This window comes from Xanthomonas cassavae CFBP 4642 (assembly GCF_000454545.1).
Classification (GTDB): Bacteria; Pseudomonadota; Gammaproteobacteria; order Xanthomonadales; family Xanthomonadaceae; genus Xanthomonas; species Xanthomonas cassavae.
In genome coordinates, this window is record NZ_CM002139.1 from 180,002 (window position 1) to 195,719 (window position 15,718).

Annotated in this window: 13 protein-coding genes; 8 read left to right on the top strand and 5 right to left on the bottom strand. The window is 65.8% G+C overall.

Features of this window, described 5'->3' with window-relative positions:
• Window positions 1–217: 217 nt before the first annotated feature.
• The 4 genes from XCSCFBP4642_RS0100790 to XCSCFBP4642_RS0100805 all read left to right on the top strand — a co-directional run bounded on the left by XCSCFBP4642_RS0100790 (window position 218) and on the right by XCSCFBP4642_RS0100805 (window position 5,259).
• Window positions 218–1,294 (top strand): glycoside hydrolase family 5 protein, encoded by a 1,077-nt coding sequence (locus tag XCSCFBP4642_RS0100790; protein ID WP_033897853.1) that lies wholly within the window; start codon window positions 218–220, stop codon window positions 1,292–1,294.
• A gap of 787 nt (window positions 1,295–2,081) precedes the next feature.
• Window positions 2,082–3,131: a glycoside hydrolase family 5 protein gene (locus XCSCFBP4642_RS0100795; RefSeq protein ID WP_033897855.1), complete on the top strand. Its 1,050-nt coding sequence runs from the start codon at window positions 2,082–2,084 to the stop codon at window positions 3,129–3,131.
• A 361-nt stretch (window positions 3,132–3,492) separates the two neighbouring features.
• Entirely contained in the window at window positions 3,493–4,569 is a 1,077-nt protein-coding gene (locus XCSCFBP4642_RS0100800) for a glycoside hydrolase family 5 protein (protein WP_029218118.1), read from the top strand.
• A gap of 246 nt (window positions 4,570–4,815) precedes the next feature.
• Complete coding sequence (locus tag XCSCFBP4642_RS0100805) at window positions 4,816–5,259, top strand: PepSY domain-containing protein (RefSeq protein WP_029218119.1); 444 nt, start codon at window positions 4,816–4,818, stop codon at window positions 5,257–5,259.
• A 235-nt stretch (window positions 5,260–5,494) separates the two neighbouring features.
• On the opposite strand, the gene XCSCFBP4642_RS0100810 is transcribed toward XCSCFBP4642_RS0100805, so the two are convergent.
• Window positions 5,495–7,312 (bottom strand): M28 family metallopeptidase, encoded by a 1,818-nt coding sequence (locus XCSCFBP4642_RS0100810; protein WP_029218120.1) that lies wholly within the window; start codon window positions 7,310–7,312, stop codon window positions 5,495–5,497.
• A gap of 53 nt (window positions 7,313–7,365) precedes the next feature.
• Complete coding sequence (locus XCSCFBP4642_RS0100815; protein WP_029218121.1) at window positions 7,366–8,022, bottom strand: hypothetical protein; 657 nt, start codon at window positions 8,020–8,022, stop codon at window positions 7,366–7,368.
• On the opposite strand from XCSCFBP4642_RS0100815, the gene XCSCFBP4642_RS0100820 reads away from it, so the two are divergent.
• Window positions 8,021–9,418: a murein hydrolase activator EnvC family protein gene (locus XCSCFBP4642_RS0100820; RefSeq protein WP_425480163.1), complete on the top strand. Its 1,398-nt coding sequence runs from the start codon at window positions 8,021–8,023 to the stop codon at window positions 9,416–9,418. The two genes, XCSCFBP4642_RS0100815 and XCSCFBP4642_RS0100820, sit on opposite strands and share 2 nt — an antisense overlap.
• 98 nt (window positions 9,419–9,516) lie before the next feature.
• The gene (locus tag XCSCFBP4642_RS0100825) at window positions 9,517–10,986 is read left to right on the top strand and encodes a S41 family peptidase (RefSeq protein ID WP_029218123.1); all 1,470 of its coding nucleotides are present in this window, start codon (window positions 9,517–9,519) and stop codon (window positions 10,984–10,986) included.
• A gap of 102 nt (window positions 10,987–11,088) precedes the next feature.
• On the opposite strand, the gene XCSCFBP4642_RS0100830 is transcribed toward XCSCFBP4642_RS0100825, so the two are convergent.
• Genes XCSCFBP4642_RS0100830 through XCSCFBP4642_RS0100840 form a run of 3 tightly spaced genes read right to left on the bottom strand, consistent with a single transcriptional unit; the run spans window position 11,089 to window position 13,135 of the window.
• Window positions 11,089–12,075 carry a D-2-hydroxyacid dehydrogenase family protein gene (locus tag XCSCFBP4642_RS0100830; protein ID WP_029218124.1) on the bottom strand — a complete coding sequence of 329 codons (987 nt, stop codon included), beginning with the start codon at window positions 12,073–12,075 and terminating at the stop codon, window positions 11,089–11,091.
• Window positions 12,075–12,395: a DUF1820 family protein gene (locus XCSCFBP4642_RS0100835; RefSeq protein ID WP_029218125.1), complete on the bottom strand. Its 321-nt coding sequence runs from the start codon at window positions 12,393–12,395 to the stop codon at window positions 12,075–12,077. Before XCSCFBP4642_RS0100835 ends, XCSCFBP4642_RS0100830 begins: the two co-directional genes overlap by 1 nt.
• Before the next feature lie 47 nt (window positions 12,396–12,442).
• Window positions 12,443–13,135 carry a rhomboid family intramembrane serine protease gene (locus XCSCFBP4642_RS0100840; protein WP_029218126.1) on the bottom strand — a complete coding sequence of 231 codons (693 nt, stop codon included), beginning with the start codon at window positions 13,133–13,135 and terminating at the stop codon, window positions 12,443–12,445.
• Window positions 13,136–13,352: 217 nt separating this feature from the next.
• On the opposite strand from XCSCFBP4642_RS0100840, the gene XCSCFBP4642_RS0100845 reads away from it, so the two are divergent.
• Window positions 13,353–14,693: an outer membrane protein transport protein gene (locus tag XCSCFBP4642_RS0100845; protein ID WP_029218127.1), complete on the top strand. Its 1,341-nt coding sequence runs from the start codon at window positions 13,353–13,355 to the stop codon at window positions 14,691–14,693.
• 262 nt (window positions 14,694–14,955) lie between these two features.
• Window positions 14,956–15,678 (top strand): 2OG-Fe(II) oxygenase, encoded by a 723-nt coding sequence (locus XCSCFBP4642_RS0100850; RefSeq protein WP_029218128.1) that lies wholly within the window; start codon window positions 14,956–14,958, stop codon window positions 15,676–15,678.
• The last annotated feature ends 40 nt before the right edge of the window (window positions 15,679–15,718 follow it).

Here is a 15,718-nt window from a genome sequence, read left to right on the forward strand (position 1 = left end):
CGTGCGACAGCGCGTCTCCCCTGTCCTCTTGCGAACGCTACCGTTGGCACAGCATGCGCCATGCAGGTGTTTTTGCGCGATCAACGCGGTGTTGCACGCGTGAATGGCGCGCTAACGCGAGAACTTCTAGTCTCGTCGGGTCACCTGTCGCCCTGCACCATCCCCTCCGGCCGTACCCTCCCCCGCGGCCACCACGTCGATGCCGAAGGAGGCTTCCATGTTCCGCACTCCCCCACAGCTTGCCCGCCTGCGTACTGCGGCGCTGGCGCTTTCCCTGCTTGCAGCGGTACCGCTGGCCTACGCCAAGGAGCCGGGCGACCCGCACAAGGCCTCTGCCGGTTTGAAATACGTCGGCGTCAATCTGTCCGGCGCAGAATTCAACGCGCGCAAGAGACCTGGCGTGTTGTTCAAGGACTACACCTACCCTGCCGCCTCGGACTTCAGCTATTTCGCCGGCAAGGGCATGAATACGATGCGGCTGCCGTTCCTGTGGGAGCGTCTGCAGCCCGAGCTCAACGGCGATCTGGATGCGACCCAGCTCGGCCTGATCAAAAAGTCGCTGGCAGCTGCCAAGGCCAACAAGCAGTTCCTGATCCTGGATCTGCACAACTACGCCAAGTACAACGGCAAGCGCATCGGCACCGACGAGGCGCCGGCCACTGCCCTGGCGGACCTGTGGCGCCGGCTGGCGCTGGAGTTCAAGGACGAAAAGGCGGTGGTCTTCGGGCTGATGAACGAGCCCAATGGCATCTCCGCGCCGGAGTGGGCCAACGCCGCACAGGCGGCGATCAACGCCATCCGCAAGACCGGCGCGAACAACCTGATCCTGGTGCCCGGCACCGCCTATACCGGCGCGCACAGCTGGCGCAGCAGCAGCTACGGGGTCTCCAACGCCAAGGCGCTGCAGGTACTCAAGGATCCCGGCAACCATCTGGCATTCGAAGCGCACCAGTATCTGGACAGCGACTACAGCGGCACCAAGCCGGTATGCACCAGCGACAGCGTGGGCGAGGAGAAACTGCGTGGCTTCACCGCCTGGCTGCGCGAGAACAAGCAGAAGGGCTTCTTGGGCGAATTCGCCACTGCCGACAATCCGGTCTGCAACAAGGCGCTGGAAGGCATGCTGAGCTACATGGAAAAGAACAGCGACGTGTGGCTGGGCTGGACCTGGTGGGCTGCCGGCGCATGGTGGAAGCCCGACTACCCCTTCACCGTGCAGCCGGGCAAGGATGGCAGCGACAAGCCGCAGATGCGCATCCTGAGCAAGTACGCGCGGCGCGCCGGCAAGAACTGACATCCATGAAGTTGCAGGCACGATGCGGGCAATACTGTGGCGATTGCCCGCACCGTGGTATTTGCCGGCAACCCTGCTATGCAGGCGTTTCATGGCGCGGCCTTGGCACACCAGATCACCGATGCAGCTGTCGTCGCGCGGCAACACACGCTGGGTAACCTTTCAACGCTTCGGCGCTCAGGCACATCGTTAGCGCGCCGCTGTTATTTTCATCGGCACTACACCGGGACAGGCGAACCCGTTCTCGCTCGGGTATCGCAACAATTGCATTCCACCTCTGCCGATGACCGCAATGTTGTCGGTCCCACACTTACCATCGGTGTACCGGATCAGCTGCACTGCATTCATGGGCAGGCGTAGGCATGCGTGGCAGGATCCGCACCCACGCCGCCTGCAGGCATCAGGCCGCACCGCCATTCTTTCAGAGATGTCGTGCGCGCAGTGCATTGCAGCGTCCCTTCGCCCTCCTTGCTGGTGCGCTCGCGTGCTGACGTGCAGGCCCACCGGCTGGCACTTACCAAAGCCAGCGATCACCTGCAGTGCATTGCATGCAATGCGCGACGCGACAGTTGCAGCAGACAATATCCACATGTCCGTCGTTTGCGATACACGTATTGCATCGACCACGGCCAATCCGGACTGCGAAGACGGGCACAACTTGATCCAGTGACACCTCGCATGCGTAGTTGTGCCTGACATATGCGCGTACGCTGATGGCGATGCGTTGTGTTGCCGAGCGAAAGGCAGCTGCAACGCAGCTTCCCCGCAGATGCTTCAGGAGTCTCCCATGTTCCCCTCCCCCACCTGGCCGCGCCAGCTGCCGTGCTGTGCGCTGTTGCTGTTGTTCGTGGCCGCGCTTCCGCAGGCGCAGGCCCAAAGCGGTGCACTGCGCTATGCAGGCATCAATCTTTCCGGCGCAGAAATCGCCTCGGCCAAACTCCCTGGCATCATCAATGTCGACTATCGCTATCCCGCCGCCAGCGAGTACCAGCACTTCGCCGATACCGGCATGAACGTGGTGCGTTTGCCCATCGCATGGGAACGCCTGCAACCCAAGGCCCAGGGCGAACTCGATACCGCGCAGCTGGCATTGATTCGGCAGGCAGTGGCCAATGCCAAGGCTGCCAGGATGGTGTTGATCCTGGATATCCATAACTACGCGAAGTATTACGGCCACAAGATCGGGACCTCGCGCGTGCCGATCAAGACCTTCACCGATCTCTGGCGGCGCCTGGCCGCAGCCTTCAAGAGCGATAACGCGGTGATGTTCGGGCTGATGAACGAGCCCTACGACATCGCTCCGCAAAACTGGGCCGCCGCCGCGCAGGCGTCGATCGACAGCATTCGCGCCACCGGTGCCAACAACCTCATCCTCGTGCCCGGCGCGCTCTGGTCCGGCGCACATAGTTGGTACTCCACCATTGCCGGTCAATCCAATGCCGTTGCGCTAGCCACTCTTCGAGATCCGCTCAACCGCTACGCCATCGAAGTGCACCAGTACCTGGATACCGATTCCAGCGGCACCAGCGCCGGATGCGTCAGTGCCACCATCGGCTCGGAACGTCTGCGCAGTTTCACCGGCTGGCTGCGTAGCCAGCGCAAGCGTGGGTTTCTCGGTGAATTCGGCGCCTCCAGCAACCCCACGTGCATGCGTGCACTGGACAACATGCTGCGCTACCTGGAAGCCAATCGCGATGTCTGGGTGGGCTCCAGCGTGTGGGCGGCCGGTGCGTGGTCGCGCGCGGACTACCCATTCACGCTACAGCCCGATGCAAACGGACGCGACAAACCGCAGCTGTCCATTCTGAGTGCGCACGCGCGCCGTATCACGCGCTGATCCACACAACTCCAGATGTCCCCGCGATGCCGTCGTGCGACGGCATCGCTTTTTTTTAGGAGTGCGCGACCGATACGCCACCGGAATGGCGCCACTTAATCGGCACAGTGACCGGCGACGCCAGCAGGTCGGCGCATTCGGCATGTCGCTGGAATCACGCAGCTTTTGAGAAAGACGTGATAGGCCCAGATGAACGTGCTCAACCGCCGTAAGTGTGCGGTGGATTGTACTTCTGAGGCAGTTCATCACCGTAGTGCCCTTTGGCACACGTGATGCATTGCAACGGGCAGATGCAGCGCAGCTTGCGCCGATCGCACGCCAACGGGGCGGCGATGCATCTTCCCTGTCCAGGAGTTGCGTCATGTCACGTCTTTCTTTTTTACTGCGCCATCTCGCCGCATGCGTCTTGTGCGTGCTGTCGCTGGCCGGGCAGTCGCCCGCCCACGCACAGACGCGCGCGCTCACCTATGCCGGCGTCAATCTCTCCGGTGCCGAATTCGCATCCTCGAAAAAACCCGGCGTGCTCAACAAGGATTACATGTACGCCTCGGCGAGCGATTACATCTATTTCGCCGGCGTTGGCATGAACACCATCCGCCTGCCCATCCTCTGGGAGCGCCTGCAGCCCAGTGCGCGTGGCGAGCTGGATCCTGCGCAGCTGGCATTGCTGCAACAGGCGGTGGCGCGTGCCAAGGCCTCCGGTATGTATCTGGTGATCGATATCCATAACTATGCCAAGTACTACGGCTACAGGATCGGCGGACCGGAAGTCCCGGTCGCCACGTTTACCGATCTCTGGCGTCGCCTTGCATTGGCATTCAATAGCGACAATGCGGTGATTTTCGGGCTAATGAATGAGCCCAACAACATCTCCTCCAGCGAATGGGCCGCAACTGCGCAGGCCGCCATCGATGCAATCCGCAGGACCGGTGCCAACAATCTGATCCTGGTGCCCGGCGCGCTGTGGACCGGTGCGCACAGCTGGTATTCGCCCACCAGCGATGGTCAGTCCAACGCCACCGCGCTGGCATCGATCAACGACCCGCTCAACCGCTACGCGTTCGAGGTGCATCAGTATCTGGATGCCGATTCCAGCGGTACCAGCAGCGTTTGCGTCAGCGCCACCATCGGCGCGGAGCGCCTGCGCAACTTCACCGAATGGCTGCGCATCAATCGCAAGCGTGGCTTTCTCGGTGAGTTCGGCACGGCGCACAACGCGGTCTGCAATACCGCGCTGCAAGGCATGCTGAGCTATATGGAAAGCAATGCCGATGTGTGGATGGGCTGGACATGTTGGGCGGCGGGTTCATGGTGGAACCTGTCGTATGCCTACAACGTGCATCCGAACAAAGACGGCACCGACAAGCCACAGATGACCATCCTGTCACCGCAGGCCACGCGCGCGACACGTGCACTTGCCGCTGCAAAAACCCGCTGAGAGCGTCCCGCCGAGTGCATTGAACAAGCCGCCGAAAGGCGGCTTGTTGGCATCTGGTGATACTCAGTGCATCCACTGGTGTGACAACGTGCCGCGACGTACAGGGCGAATCCCCGATGGACAGCGGCCGCCGGGTGCACGGCGCCTTCAGTTAGCTGAACTCTGGTTGCCGCCCCGGCGATTTCTTCACCCTTTGACGATACTGGCGCGGCCAGCATGGCTCCACTTCAACAGCAGGAGCCTCTCATGGCACATCGCATGATGACCACCGCAGTGATCGGCGCGTTGACGCTGGTCTCTCACGGCGCATTCGCACAGGACGCAGCCAAGCCGGCAAAGGCGCTGACCTCCACCGACGTCACCAGCATGCTGACCGCCAAGGGCTACACCAAGGTGCACGACGTCGCGTTCGAGCATGGCGTGTGGACTGCCGATGCGCGCAGTGGCGACGGCAAGGATGTGGACGTGCACATCGATCCGGTGACCGGCCGCGTGTACGGCGATCAGACCACCTCGCGCTTGAGCGAGGCCGATGTGCGCGCAGCGCTGTCCACCGGCGGCTATAGCGACGTGCACGACCTCAAGTTCAAGGACGGATTATGGAAGGCCGATGCCAAGCGCAACGGACAGAGGGTCGAGCTGCATGTCGATCCGGACGATGGCCATGTGGTCAGCGTCGACGGCGATTGAGCGCCACGGGATCGTGCCCGGACGCCGAGTGCGTGAAGCATCATTGCTAACGCTCAGGTACTGCGATCGACCTGCCGCGATGCGCTTGATTCATGCGCGGCTGTGGTCACACCACCCCAGCAACGCAAAGGGCCTCCAACCGGAGGCCCGTTGCGTGACGCATCCACATCTCATCGCCCGCCGCGCGAACTCGTTTCGGGGCTGCGCCGCCACAGTGGCGGCGCAGCCGCAAGCGTCAGCGCGCGGATGAGGCCTTCTTCGTTTCCACAGCCTTGCCATTGGTTGCGCCGGACTCGCCGTCGGCCGGCTGCGCCTGCGCCGTGGTCATATTCGCGGCTGGTTTGCCGGCCATCATGCGGTCGCGCGCGGCCCTGAACGGATTGCCGGCGTACCAGTTCGGCCAGCGTCCACCCACCGCCACTTCCTTGCCCACGCCATACATCGCCTGCAGGTCTTCGATGGTGCCGTCCAGTTTCCAGGTGGCCGCATCGTATTGGTCGCCGGGTGCATGGTAGCGATGGCGGCCGTAGTCCTCGGCCGCCGCACGCCCGGCCGCGGTACCGCCTTCGCGCAGGTCTTCCCCGCCGTCGGCATACAGCGCCGGCACGCCGGCCTTGGCGAAGTTGAAGTGATCCGAGCGGAAATACGCGCCGCTTTCCGGGGTGGCCTCGGCATGCAGGGTGCGGCCCTGGATCGCGGCGATCGGCTTGAGGATGTCTTCCAGCTCCGAACTGCCCATGCCCACCACGGTCATGTCGCGCGCGCGGCCGGCCACCGACATCGCATCGATGTTGATCACCGCGGCGATCTTGTCCAGCGGGAAGCTCGGGTTGGCGACGTAGTACTTGGAGCCGAGCAGGCCGGATTCTTCCAGGGTCACCGCCACGAACACCACCGACCGCTCCGGCTTGGGGTCCTGATGCGCGAACGCGTCGGCGATTTCCAGGATGCCGGCCACGCCGGTGGCGTTGTCCACGGCGCCGTTGTAGATGTTGTCGCCGCGCTCGCCCGGGTGCTTGCCCAGGTGATCCCAGTGCGCCATGTACAGCACCGCCTCGTCGGCATGACTGGTGCCCGGCAGCACGCCGACCACGTTGCGCGAGGTCTTTTCGGCAATGCTGCTCTTCAGGTCCACCGACCAGCTGGCCTTCAACGGCACCGGCTTGAAGCCGCGCTTGCCGGCATACTTGTACGCCTGCGCCAGGTCCAGCCCGGCATTGGCAAACAGCTGCTTGGCGGTGTCGGCGCTGATCCAGCCCTGCACCGGCACGCGCGGATCCGGGTCGTCCTTGGCCGGCAGATCGTATTGCGGGCCGGACCAGGAATTCTTGACCACATCCCACCCATAGCTGGCGCCAGGGGTGTCGTGCACGATCAACGCCGCGGCCGCACCCTTGCGCGCGGCCTCCTCGAACTTGTAGGTCCAGCGCCCGTAGTAGGTCATGCGCTTGCCGTCGAACAGCTTGGGGTCATTGCTGTGGAAGCCGGGGTCGTTGACGAACATCACCACCGTCTTGCCCTTCCAGTCCTGGCCAGCGTAATCGTTCCACTGCTGCTCGGGCGCATCCACGCCGTAGCCGACGAACACCAGCTCGCTGTTGTCCAGCTTGACCTCCGGCTGGCCGGTGCGCGTGCCCACCACGATGTCGGTGCCGAAGGCGAGGATGCGGGTCTGCTCGCCGCTGCGCAGGCTGGGCGCGGTGGCGGCATCGGCGGTGGTTTCCACCATCGGCACGTCCTGGAACCAGCTATCGCCATTGCCCGGCTGCAAGCCGATACGCTGCATCTGGTCGCGGATGTAGGTGACGGTCTTTTCCTCGCCGGGCGTGCCCGGGCCGCGACCTTCGAACGCATCCGAGGCCAGCGTCTTGACCAACTCGGCGAAGTCGCCGCTGGTCAGCTCCGGCGAGAACGCATGCCGGCTGCCCGGAGCGTTGGGCGCGCCATCGGCTGGCGTCTGCGTCACCGGGGTGGCCGGCGCCTGGGCCGATTCGCGCTTGCAACCGGCCACGGCCAGGGTCGCAGCCAGGCACAACAGGATCCTGCGGGGCATCGGAACTCCTCGTGCAACGGAGTTCCGATCTTAGTGCGTCCGTGCGGTGAGCGTCAGTCCTTGGGCGCCACGTCGCTGTCGAAGCTGCGGGCGGTGGCTCCGCTGACCGCACCGGTCTTGGCGCTGCGGTGCACGTACAGGTCCACCTCGCGTTCGAAACGCAACGGGCCGTCGATCACCGCCTTGGGGCCGATCACCACGCGCGGCTTGCGCGCCGGCTTGAACGAAAAACCGAAGCTCGGCTTGGTCACCGTGATGCCGCCATGCACGTGCGAGCCCACCCCGACGGTGATGTCGCCATTGACCGTCTCGATGCCTTTGCCGAGCTCGGTTTCTACCAGGCCGACACTGCCGTTGACGGTTTCCACGCCGCCACTGACCTGGCTGCCGCGCTCCACCAGCACGCTGCCGTTGACGGTTTCCAACCCGCCGGACACGGTCACTTTCTGGCCCAGGGAGATCGCGCCGTTGACCGTGGACACACCGCCGGTGCGTGCGCCGTTGCCGATCTGGATGCCGCCGTTGACGGTTTCCACGTCCTTGGTCTGCGCACCGGCGCCGACCTCGATGGACCCGTTGACGGTCTCCAGGCCGCCATACGCCTTGCCGGCTTCGGCACTGATGCGGCCATTGACCTTGCTGATGTCGTCGTCGGCCCAGGCGCTCGCGCAGGCCAGGGACAATGTCAGAAGAAGAACGTGGGGCTTCATGCTGAACCTCGCGCAGTGGCGGCAGTCTGGGACGTGGCGGCGATCACACCATGGGTGGCTACAATCGCGCACCTGCCTGAAGTCACTGGATCGTTCGTTGGCCTCCTCGTCCGCACTGCTGCCACGCCCGCCATTTGCCTTCGCCACCGGCCGTGGCCGCGCGTGGCTGGCCGCTGCCGCGTTGGCGTGCTCGCTGCTGGGCAGCACCGGCGTGGCGGCGCAAAGCCAGCGCGAGACCGAGCGCAAACTGCGGCAGCTGCGCGATGAACTCAAGACCATCAGCGCCGATCGACGCGACCTGGAAGGCAAGCGCGGCACCGCCGCCCAACAGCTGCGCCAAGCCGACGAAAAGGTTGCCAGAACCGCGCGCGCGCTCAGCGAAACCGAAGCGGCGATGCAGACGCAGCAGCAGCACCTGTCCACGCTGCAGCAAGACCGCGCGCGCCTGCAGCGTGGCCTGCAGGGCCAGCGCGCGCAGCTGGCCGCGTTGCTGCGCGCCGCCGACCAGGTTGGTCGCAACGCGCCGCTGAAGGTATTGCTGTCGCAGGACACCGTGGGCGATGCCACGCGCATGCTGGCCGACCACCGCTATGTGCAGAACGCGCGCGCGCAGCAGATCCAGGCCCTGACCACCCAGCTGGACGTATTGGCCAAGGTGGAACAGGACATCGCCAGTCGGCGCCAGGCGCTGGATGCCGCACGCGCACAGCAGAAGGCGCAGGCAGCGGCCCTGCAGAAGGATCGCTCGCAACAGGCCGCCACCGTCGCGCAATTGGATGACCGCTACAAACAGCGCGCCGAACGCGAAAAGGCCCTGGGCCAGGACGCCAAGGCGCTGGAGCAGCTGCTCGCCAATCTGCGTGCCGCTGCCGCCAAGGCCGAAGCCGAACGACGCGCCGCGGCCAAACGCGCCGCCGCCGAAGCCGCCGCGCAGGCCAAACGCGGCAAGTCCGAGCGCCCCGAGCGTGCCGGCAAGACGCCGCCCAAGGTCGTGGCCAGCGCGCCAGCGCCCAAGGTGGGAGGGCTCGGCTGGCCGGTGTCGGGCAATCTGCTGGCCCGCTTCAACGCCACCTTGCCCGATGGCCACACCAGCAAGGGCGTGTTGATCGGTGCGCCCAAGGGCACCACCGTCACCGCAGTGGCCGATGGCACGGTGGTGTTTTCCGACTGGATGACCGGCTACGGCATGATTCTGATCGTGGACCACGGCAACGGCTACATGAGCCTGTATGCGCACAACGACACCTTGCTACGCGATGCCGGCGCGGCGATCAAGCGCGGCGAGGCGGTGGCCAAGGTCGGCAGCTCGGGCGGGCAGGGCGTGCCGGCGCTGTACTTCGAATTGCGTCGCAATGGGCAACCGGTGGATCCATCCAGCTGGCTGCAACGCCGCTGAGCGCAGCGCCCGCGATTCAACGCGGATTTACCGCTGCTTCGCGCATAATCCCTGAGCCCCGCGCTGCGGGGCGCCTTATCTCTTCGTCGGAGTGCTTCATGCGCGTAGCCGTCCTGTCCGTTGCCCTGTCGCTGGCCCTGTTCGCGTCGCCCGGTTGGGCACAAAAGGCCGGCCCCGCCGCCGCCCAGGCCACCGCGGACGATCCGGAAGCCAACGAAGCCGCCGTCTCCAAGGTGCCGCTGGACGAGATCCGCCGCTTCGTGGCGGTGTACAACGCGGTCAAGCAGGCCTACGTCGACCCGGTCGAGGACAAGAAGCTGATGCATGCCGCCGTGCGCGGCCTGCTCTCGGACTTGGACCCGCACAGCACCTATTTCGACAAGGAAGACGCCGAAGCCTTCGACGAGCAGGCCAGCGGCGCCTACGACGGCATCGGCGTGGAATTGCTGCAGCAGCAGGACAACACGCTCAGGGTGATCGCGCCGATCGACGACACCCCGGCCGCACGTGCCGGCATCCGCGCCGGCGACGTCATCGTGGCCATCGACGGCAAGCCGATCGACGCCAGCAAGGCGATGGAACCGCTGCGCGGCGAATCCGGCAGCAAAGTCACCTTGACCATCGTGCGCGACAAGGCGCCCAAGCCGTTCGATGTGACCCTGCAACGCCAGACCATCCGCGTGGCCAGCGTGCGCAGCAAGCTGCTGGAACCGGGCTATGGCTACATCCGCATCAGCACCTTCCAGGCCGACACCGGCGCGGATTTCCAGAAGAACCTCAAGCAGCTGCAGGCCGGCGGCAAGCTGCGCGGTCTGGTGCTGGATCTGCGCAGCAATCCGGGCGGCCTGCTGACCTCGGCGGTGCAGGTGGCCGACGACCTGCTCGACAAGGGCAACATCGTCAGTACGCGCGGGCGCATCTCCATCAGCGATGCCAAGTTCGACGCCACCCCGGGCGATCTGCTCGGCGGCGCGCCGGTGGTGGTGCTGGTGGACGCCGGCTCAGCCAGTGCCTCGGAAGTGCTGGCCGGCGCGCTGCGCGACAACCAGCGCGCGCGCATCATCGGCAGCCGCACCTTCGGCAAGGGCTCGGTGCAGACCGTGCTGCCGCTGGACAACGGCGACTCGGTCAAGCTCACCACCGCGCGCTATTACACGCCCAGTGGCAAGTCGATCCAGGCCAGCGGCATCGTGCCGGAAGTGCTGCTCACCCCCGAACCGCAGCCCGGCGATGCCGACGTGCCGGCCAGCCTGGCCGACTTCAGCGAAGCCACGCTGCCGGGCCATCTGCGTGGCGATGCCGAAGGCGAGGAGGGCTATGCAGCCGGCGACGTGCTGCCGGGCGATGGCCCGATCGCCTCCGCGCTGGCCGAGCTCAAGCAGCCCGGCTCGGCGGCCAAGGCGCAGGCCGCGCTCAAGGCCAAGGCACAGGCAGCGCAGAAGGCCAAGGCCGCCAAGACCGCAGCCGAGCCCAGGCCGGCGCCCGCGCGCCCGGCAGCAGCCGACAAGCCCAAGCCCGCGCCGCCGGTGGAACCGGCCGCGCCTGCGCCGGCCGAACCGGCCAAGTAATCCGGCCACAGCGCCGGCGGGTTTGGACCCCGAGGCGTTCGTAGGAGCGACCCCGGTCGCGACAAGCCTCCCCAATCGCACGATCGCCGCGTCAACCACGCGCTATCGCGTAATCGCCAACGCCTCGGGATTGACCAGGTTGCGCGGCGCACCGGCGGCAAATGCCAGCACATTGTCGAACGCCGCTTCGAAGTACAGCGCATAGCTGTCGCTCTCCACGTAGCCCAGATGCTGCGTCGCCAGCACGCGCGGATGCTGCAGCAGCGGGTCACGCGGATCCAGCACCGGCTCGCGTTCGAATACATCCACCGCCGCCTGTGCCGGCCGGCCCGCATCCAGCGCGGCCAGCATGGCGCCGGGAGCGATCAGTTCGGCGCGGCTGGTGTTGACCAGCAAGGCATCGGGGCGCATGCGCGCCAGATCCTGCGCGGTGACCTGGTGGCGGGTCTGCGCGGTCAGCCGGCGATGCAGCGACAGCACATCGCTGCGTTCGAACAAAGCCTCGCGGCTGTCGGCGATGGCGAACCCATCGCGCGCCGCCTGCGCGCACGATTCTTCGCCGCCCCACACCAGCACCTGCATGCCGAATGCGCGCCCGAATTGCGCCATGCGCTGGCCGATGCGCCCGTAACTCCAGATGCCCAACGTGCGCCCATGCAGTACGCGGCCCAGGCCGGGATCGCCCAGCGCCTGCCAGCGGCCCTGGTGCAGCGCGCGCTGGTACTCGCCCAGGCGCCGGCTGGCCGACAGGATCAAGGCCCAGGTCAGTTCGGCCGGCGCCACCGGCGAGCCGACGCCTTCGGCCACCGCCACGCCGAATTGCGTGCAGGCGGCCACGTCCACATGCGCGCCGACGCGCCCGGTCTGGCTGATCAACCTGAGCCGTGGCAGCCGCCGCAGCAGCGTGGCATCCACGCGCGTGCGCTCGCGGATCAGCACCAGCGCATCGGCTTCGACCAGACGCTCGGCCCATGCGTTGGGATCGGTGGCCAGCGCGCCGAGGACCTGTACGTCATGTCCCTGCAGGCGCTGCAGGCAGTGCAGCTGACGCACGGCGCCCTGGTAATCGTCGGGCACCACGATGCGCATCAGCGTGGCTTGCCCGGCAACGGGAAGGGGGTAACCACCTTGTCGCCGGTGGCCGCATCGCGGATCACCGACTGGCCCTTCTTTTCCACCTCTTCGATGCGCACGATGCTCTGCATCGGCAGGTGCAGGGTTCGGGTATTGCCGAACTCCTCGCGCAAGCGTTCTTCGGTGGGGTCTACCACCAGTCCATCGTGCACATCGAACACCAGCTCGCCGATCTGGTTGAAGCCCCACAGATGGCTGCCGGTCACTTCGCGTGCGTAGAGCTCATACACCTTGCCGTGATTGAGGAAGGTGACTTTGTACAAAGGCTTGGCCATGCGCCGATTATAGGCGCGCCAGTGCAATGGACGCAGCGCGCGCCGCGCTAGAACCCGTGCCGCTTGCGCAGACGCCGGGCGATCGCCGCGCGCACATACAGCCCATAGACGATGCCGAACACGAAGCCGGCGATATGCGCCGACCACGCCACCATGCCGAAGGCCGGGCCGATATAGGCGAACACCACCTGCAGCAGTGCCCACGCGCCGATCAGCAGCGGCGCCGGCACCCGGATGAATTCCAGAAACACCCCCAGCGGCAGCACCACTCCGAGCTTGGCACCGGGAAACAGTGCCAGGTAGGTGCCGATCAAGGCGGACACCGCGCCCGAGGCACCGATGATCACCCGGTCCGGCGTGCCGATGGCGAAGATCGCCGCCAGGTTGGATGCCGCGCCGCCCACCAGAAACAGCAGCAACAGTCGCCAGGGCCCCAGGATGCGTTCGGCCGGCAACCCGAAGATCAGCAGGAACACCAGGTTGCCGAGCAGGTGCGACCAATCGGCGTGCAGGAACAGCGCGGTGAACAGCCGCAGCACGCTGCCGTCGCGCAGGGTCGCCCACCAGTCGCCCAGATTGGACACGCCGCTGGACAGCGCGCCCCAGTCCAGCCACAGCGTATTGCGCGCCTCGCCCGGCCGGCTGATCGACCACAGGTAGGCCAGCCACACCGTGGCGAACAGCAACGGCACCGCCCAGCGCCGGGCGGGTTTCTTGCGGGAGGGGAGGGAGACGAACATCGGACAGGCACAATAGCCGGTCCACGGGCCTGAACCCAGCCCCAACCCAGCCGCGCGTTCAGGACCGAGGTCGTTATTGTTCGGTTAATCGGGGTGGGTATACTGCGTACGGCGTCGTATGTCGGGGGGGGTCTCCGGCGCGCTCCAGGCACTGGATTGGTGCTGGGCGCGGGCGCTGAACCGACCATTGCACTCTTTATCCGGAGAGCTACAACTTATGTCTACCGCTTCCACTCTCAGCCGCGCCACCCTGCTGGCCGTTGGTATCGCCGGTGTGCTGGCCGTTGGCCAGGCGCACGGCGCCGCATTCCAGCTGAAGGAAAACAGCGCCAAGGGCCTCGGCCGTGCGTTCGCAGGTTCGGGCAGCGCCCCGGATGACGCCTCGATCATCGCCAACAACCCGGCCGGCATGCGCCAGCTGGACGGTCGCCTGTTTCAGGCCGACGTCAGCGCCATCAGCTTCTCGGCCAAGTTCGATCCCGAAGTCGCCAACTACGCCAACGGCGCGCCGGTCTCCGGCGGCAATGGCGGCGATGCCGGCATGATCGCGCCGGTCCCGGCGATGTACTTCCACGTGCCGTTCGGCGAGAACGACAACATGCACCTGGGCACGTCGCTGACCGTGCCGTTCGGCTTCAAGACCGAATACGACCGCGACTGGGTTGGCCGCTACCACGGCACCAAGACCGAGCTGCAGGCGATCGACTTCAACGTCGCGTTCTCCTACGACGTGAACCCGTACGTGTCGTTCGGCGCTTCGGTGTTCGCCGAGCGCCTGGATATCGACCTGGCCAACGCGGTCGACTTCGGCAGCGTGCTGGCCGCGCGCCGCGTGCCGGGCTTCGCGCCGGGCAGCGCCGATGGCTATTCGCGCATCAAGGGCGACAGCACCGAAGTGGGCTTCACCCTGGGTGGCTTGTTCAGCATCGACGAGAACACCCACATCGGCTTCAGCTACCGCTCGGAAGTGGAGCACAAGATCACCGATGGCGATGCCGACTTCACCGTGCCGGGCAGTGCTGCCGCCGTGTTGGGCGTGGCCGCGCCGGGCACCTTTGTCGACACCAAGGGCCGCGCCACCGTCAAGCTGCCGGCCAGCGCCACCGCCAGCTTCACCCACAACGTGAACGAGCAGTGGTCGATCATGGCCGACGTCACCCGCACCGCCTGGAGCAAGTTCGACCAGGTGACGGTGGACTTTGCCTCCAACCAGCCCGACAGCGTGCTGGACTTCTCCTACCGCGACACCACCTTCGCCTCGATCGGTGCCGACTACCGCATGAGCGACACGCTGACCCTGCGTGGTGGCCTGGCCTACGACCAGACCCCGACCACCTCCGAGCACCGCGACGTGCGCGTGCCCGATGCGAGCCGCAAGTGGGTGTCGCTGGGTCTGAGCTGGCGTCCGTCGCAGCAGGCCGAATACAACTTCGGTTACACCCACCTGTTCACCAGCGACCCGACCAGCGACACCCGCAGCGCCACCGGCGACCGCCTGGCCGGCAGCTACAACGTGAAGGGTGACGTGCTGGCCGCGTCGATCAATTACAAGTTCTGATCGCCGCCGCACACGTTGTTTGACGAAAACCCCGCTCCGGCGGGGTTTTTCTGTGCTGCTTCGCACGCCCGACACGCAGCACGCCCAACCGGCAACACGCCAGGCAGGCACACAACGCGTGTCAGCGCCGTCACCACCGTGCGCGGTGTTTTGCCACGTCGCCATGCACTGGTGATGTCTACAACCTCGCGCGCTGATCCAACCCATTCGCCATACATGGCGAACGCTGCAGGCGGCGCGCCAGATTGCTATGGTCGTGCGCATGAGCCAACCCGACTTCATCCAGATCACCGACAACGCCATCCCGGCCAGCGATTGCTCGGCCATCGTGCAACGCATGCGCGACAGCCAGCAGCTGCATCCGGGCCGCATCGGTGGCGGCGTGTTTCCCGACCTCAAGCATAGCCGCGACCTGCGCATCAGTGGCGTGGCCGAATGGGCTGCGGTGGAAAGCCGCCTGCAACAGGCCGTGTTCGACGGCGTGCTCACCTATCTGCGGCAGTATCCGCAGGCGCTGATCTCACCGCTGATGCTGCAGGTCACCACCGCCGACGGCACGCCGCATCGTCTGGTGGCCGAGGACATCGTGCAGATGAGCGACCAGGCGCTGGGCGATCTGGCGCGCACCTGCCTGCGCCCGGGCGCGATCAATCTGCAGTGGTACACCGCCGATCAGGGTGGCTACCCGTACTGGCATTGCGAGCTGTATCCGCGCGATGCCAGCGCCGACACGCTGCACCGGCATTTGTTGTGGACGCTGTATCTCAACGAGGAATTCGAGCAGGGCGAAACCGAATTCCTGTTCCAGCAACGCAAGGCCCGCCCACGCACCAGCAGCCTGCTGATCGCTCCCACCGCCTTCACCCACACCCACCGCGGCAACCGCCCGGTCGGCGGCGACAAGTTCATTGCCACCAGCTGGATTCTGTTTCAATCGGCGCAGGCGCTATACGGCGGGGAATCGGGAATCGGGAATGGAGAATAGGGAAACGCAAGGGCAGCGCGTTGCTGTTGCTGTTGCGATT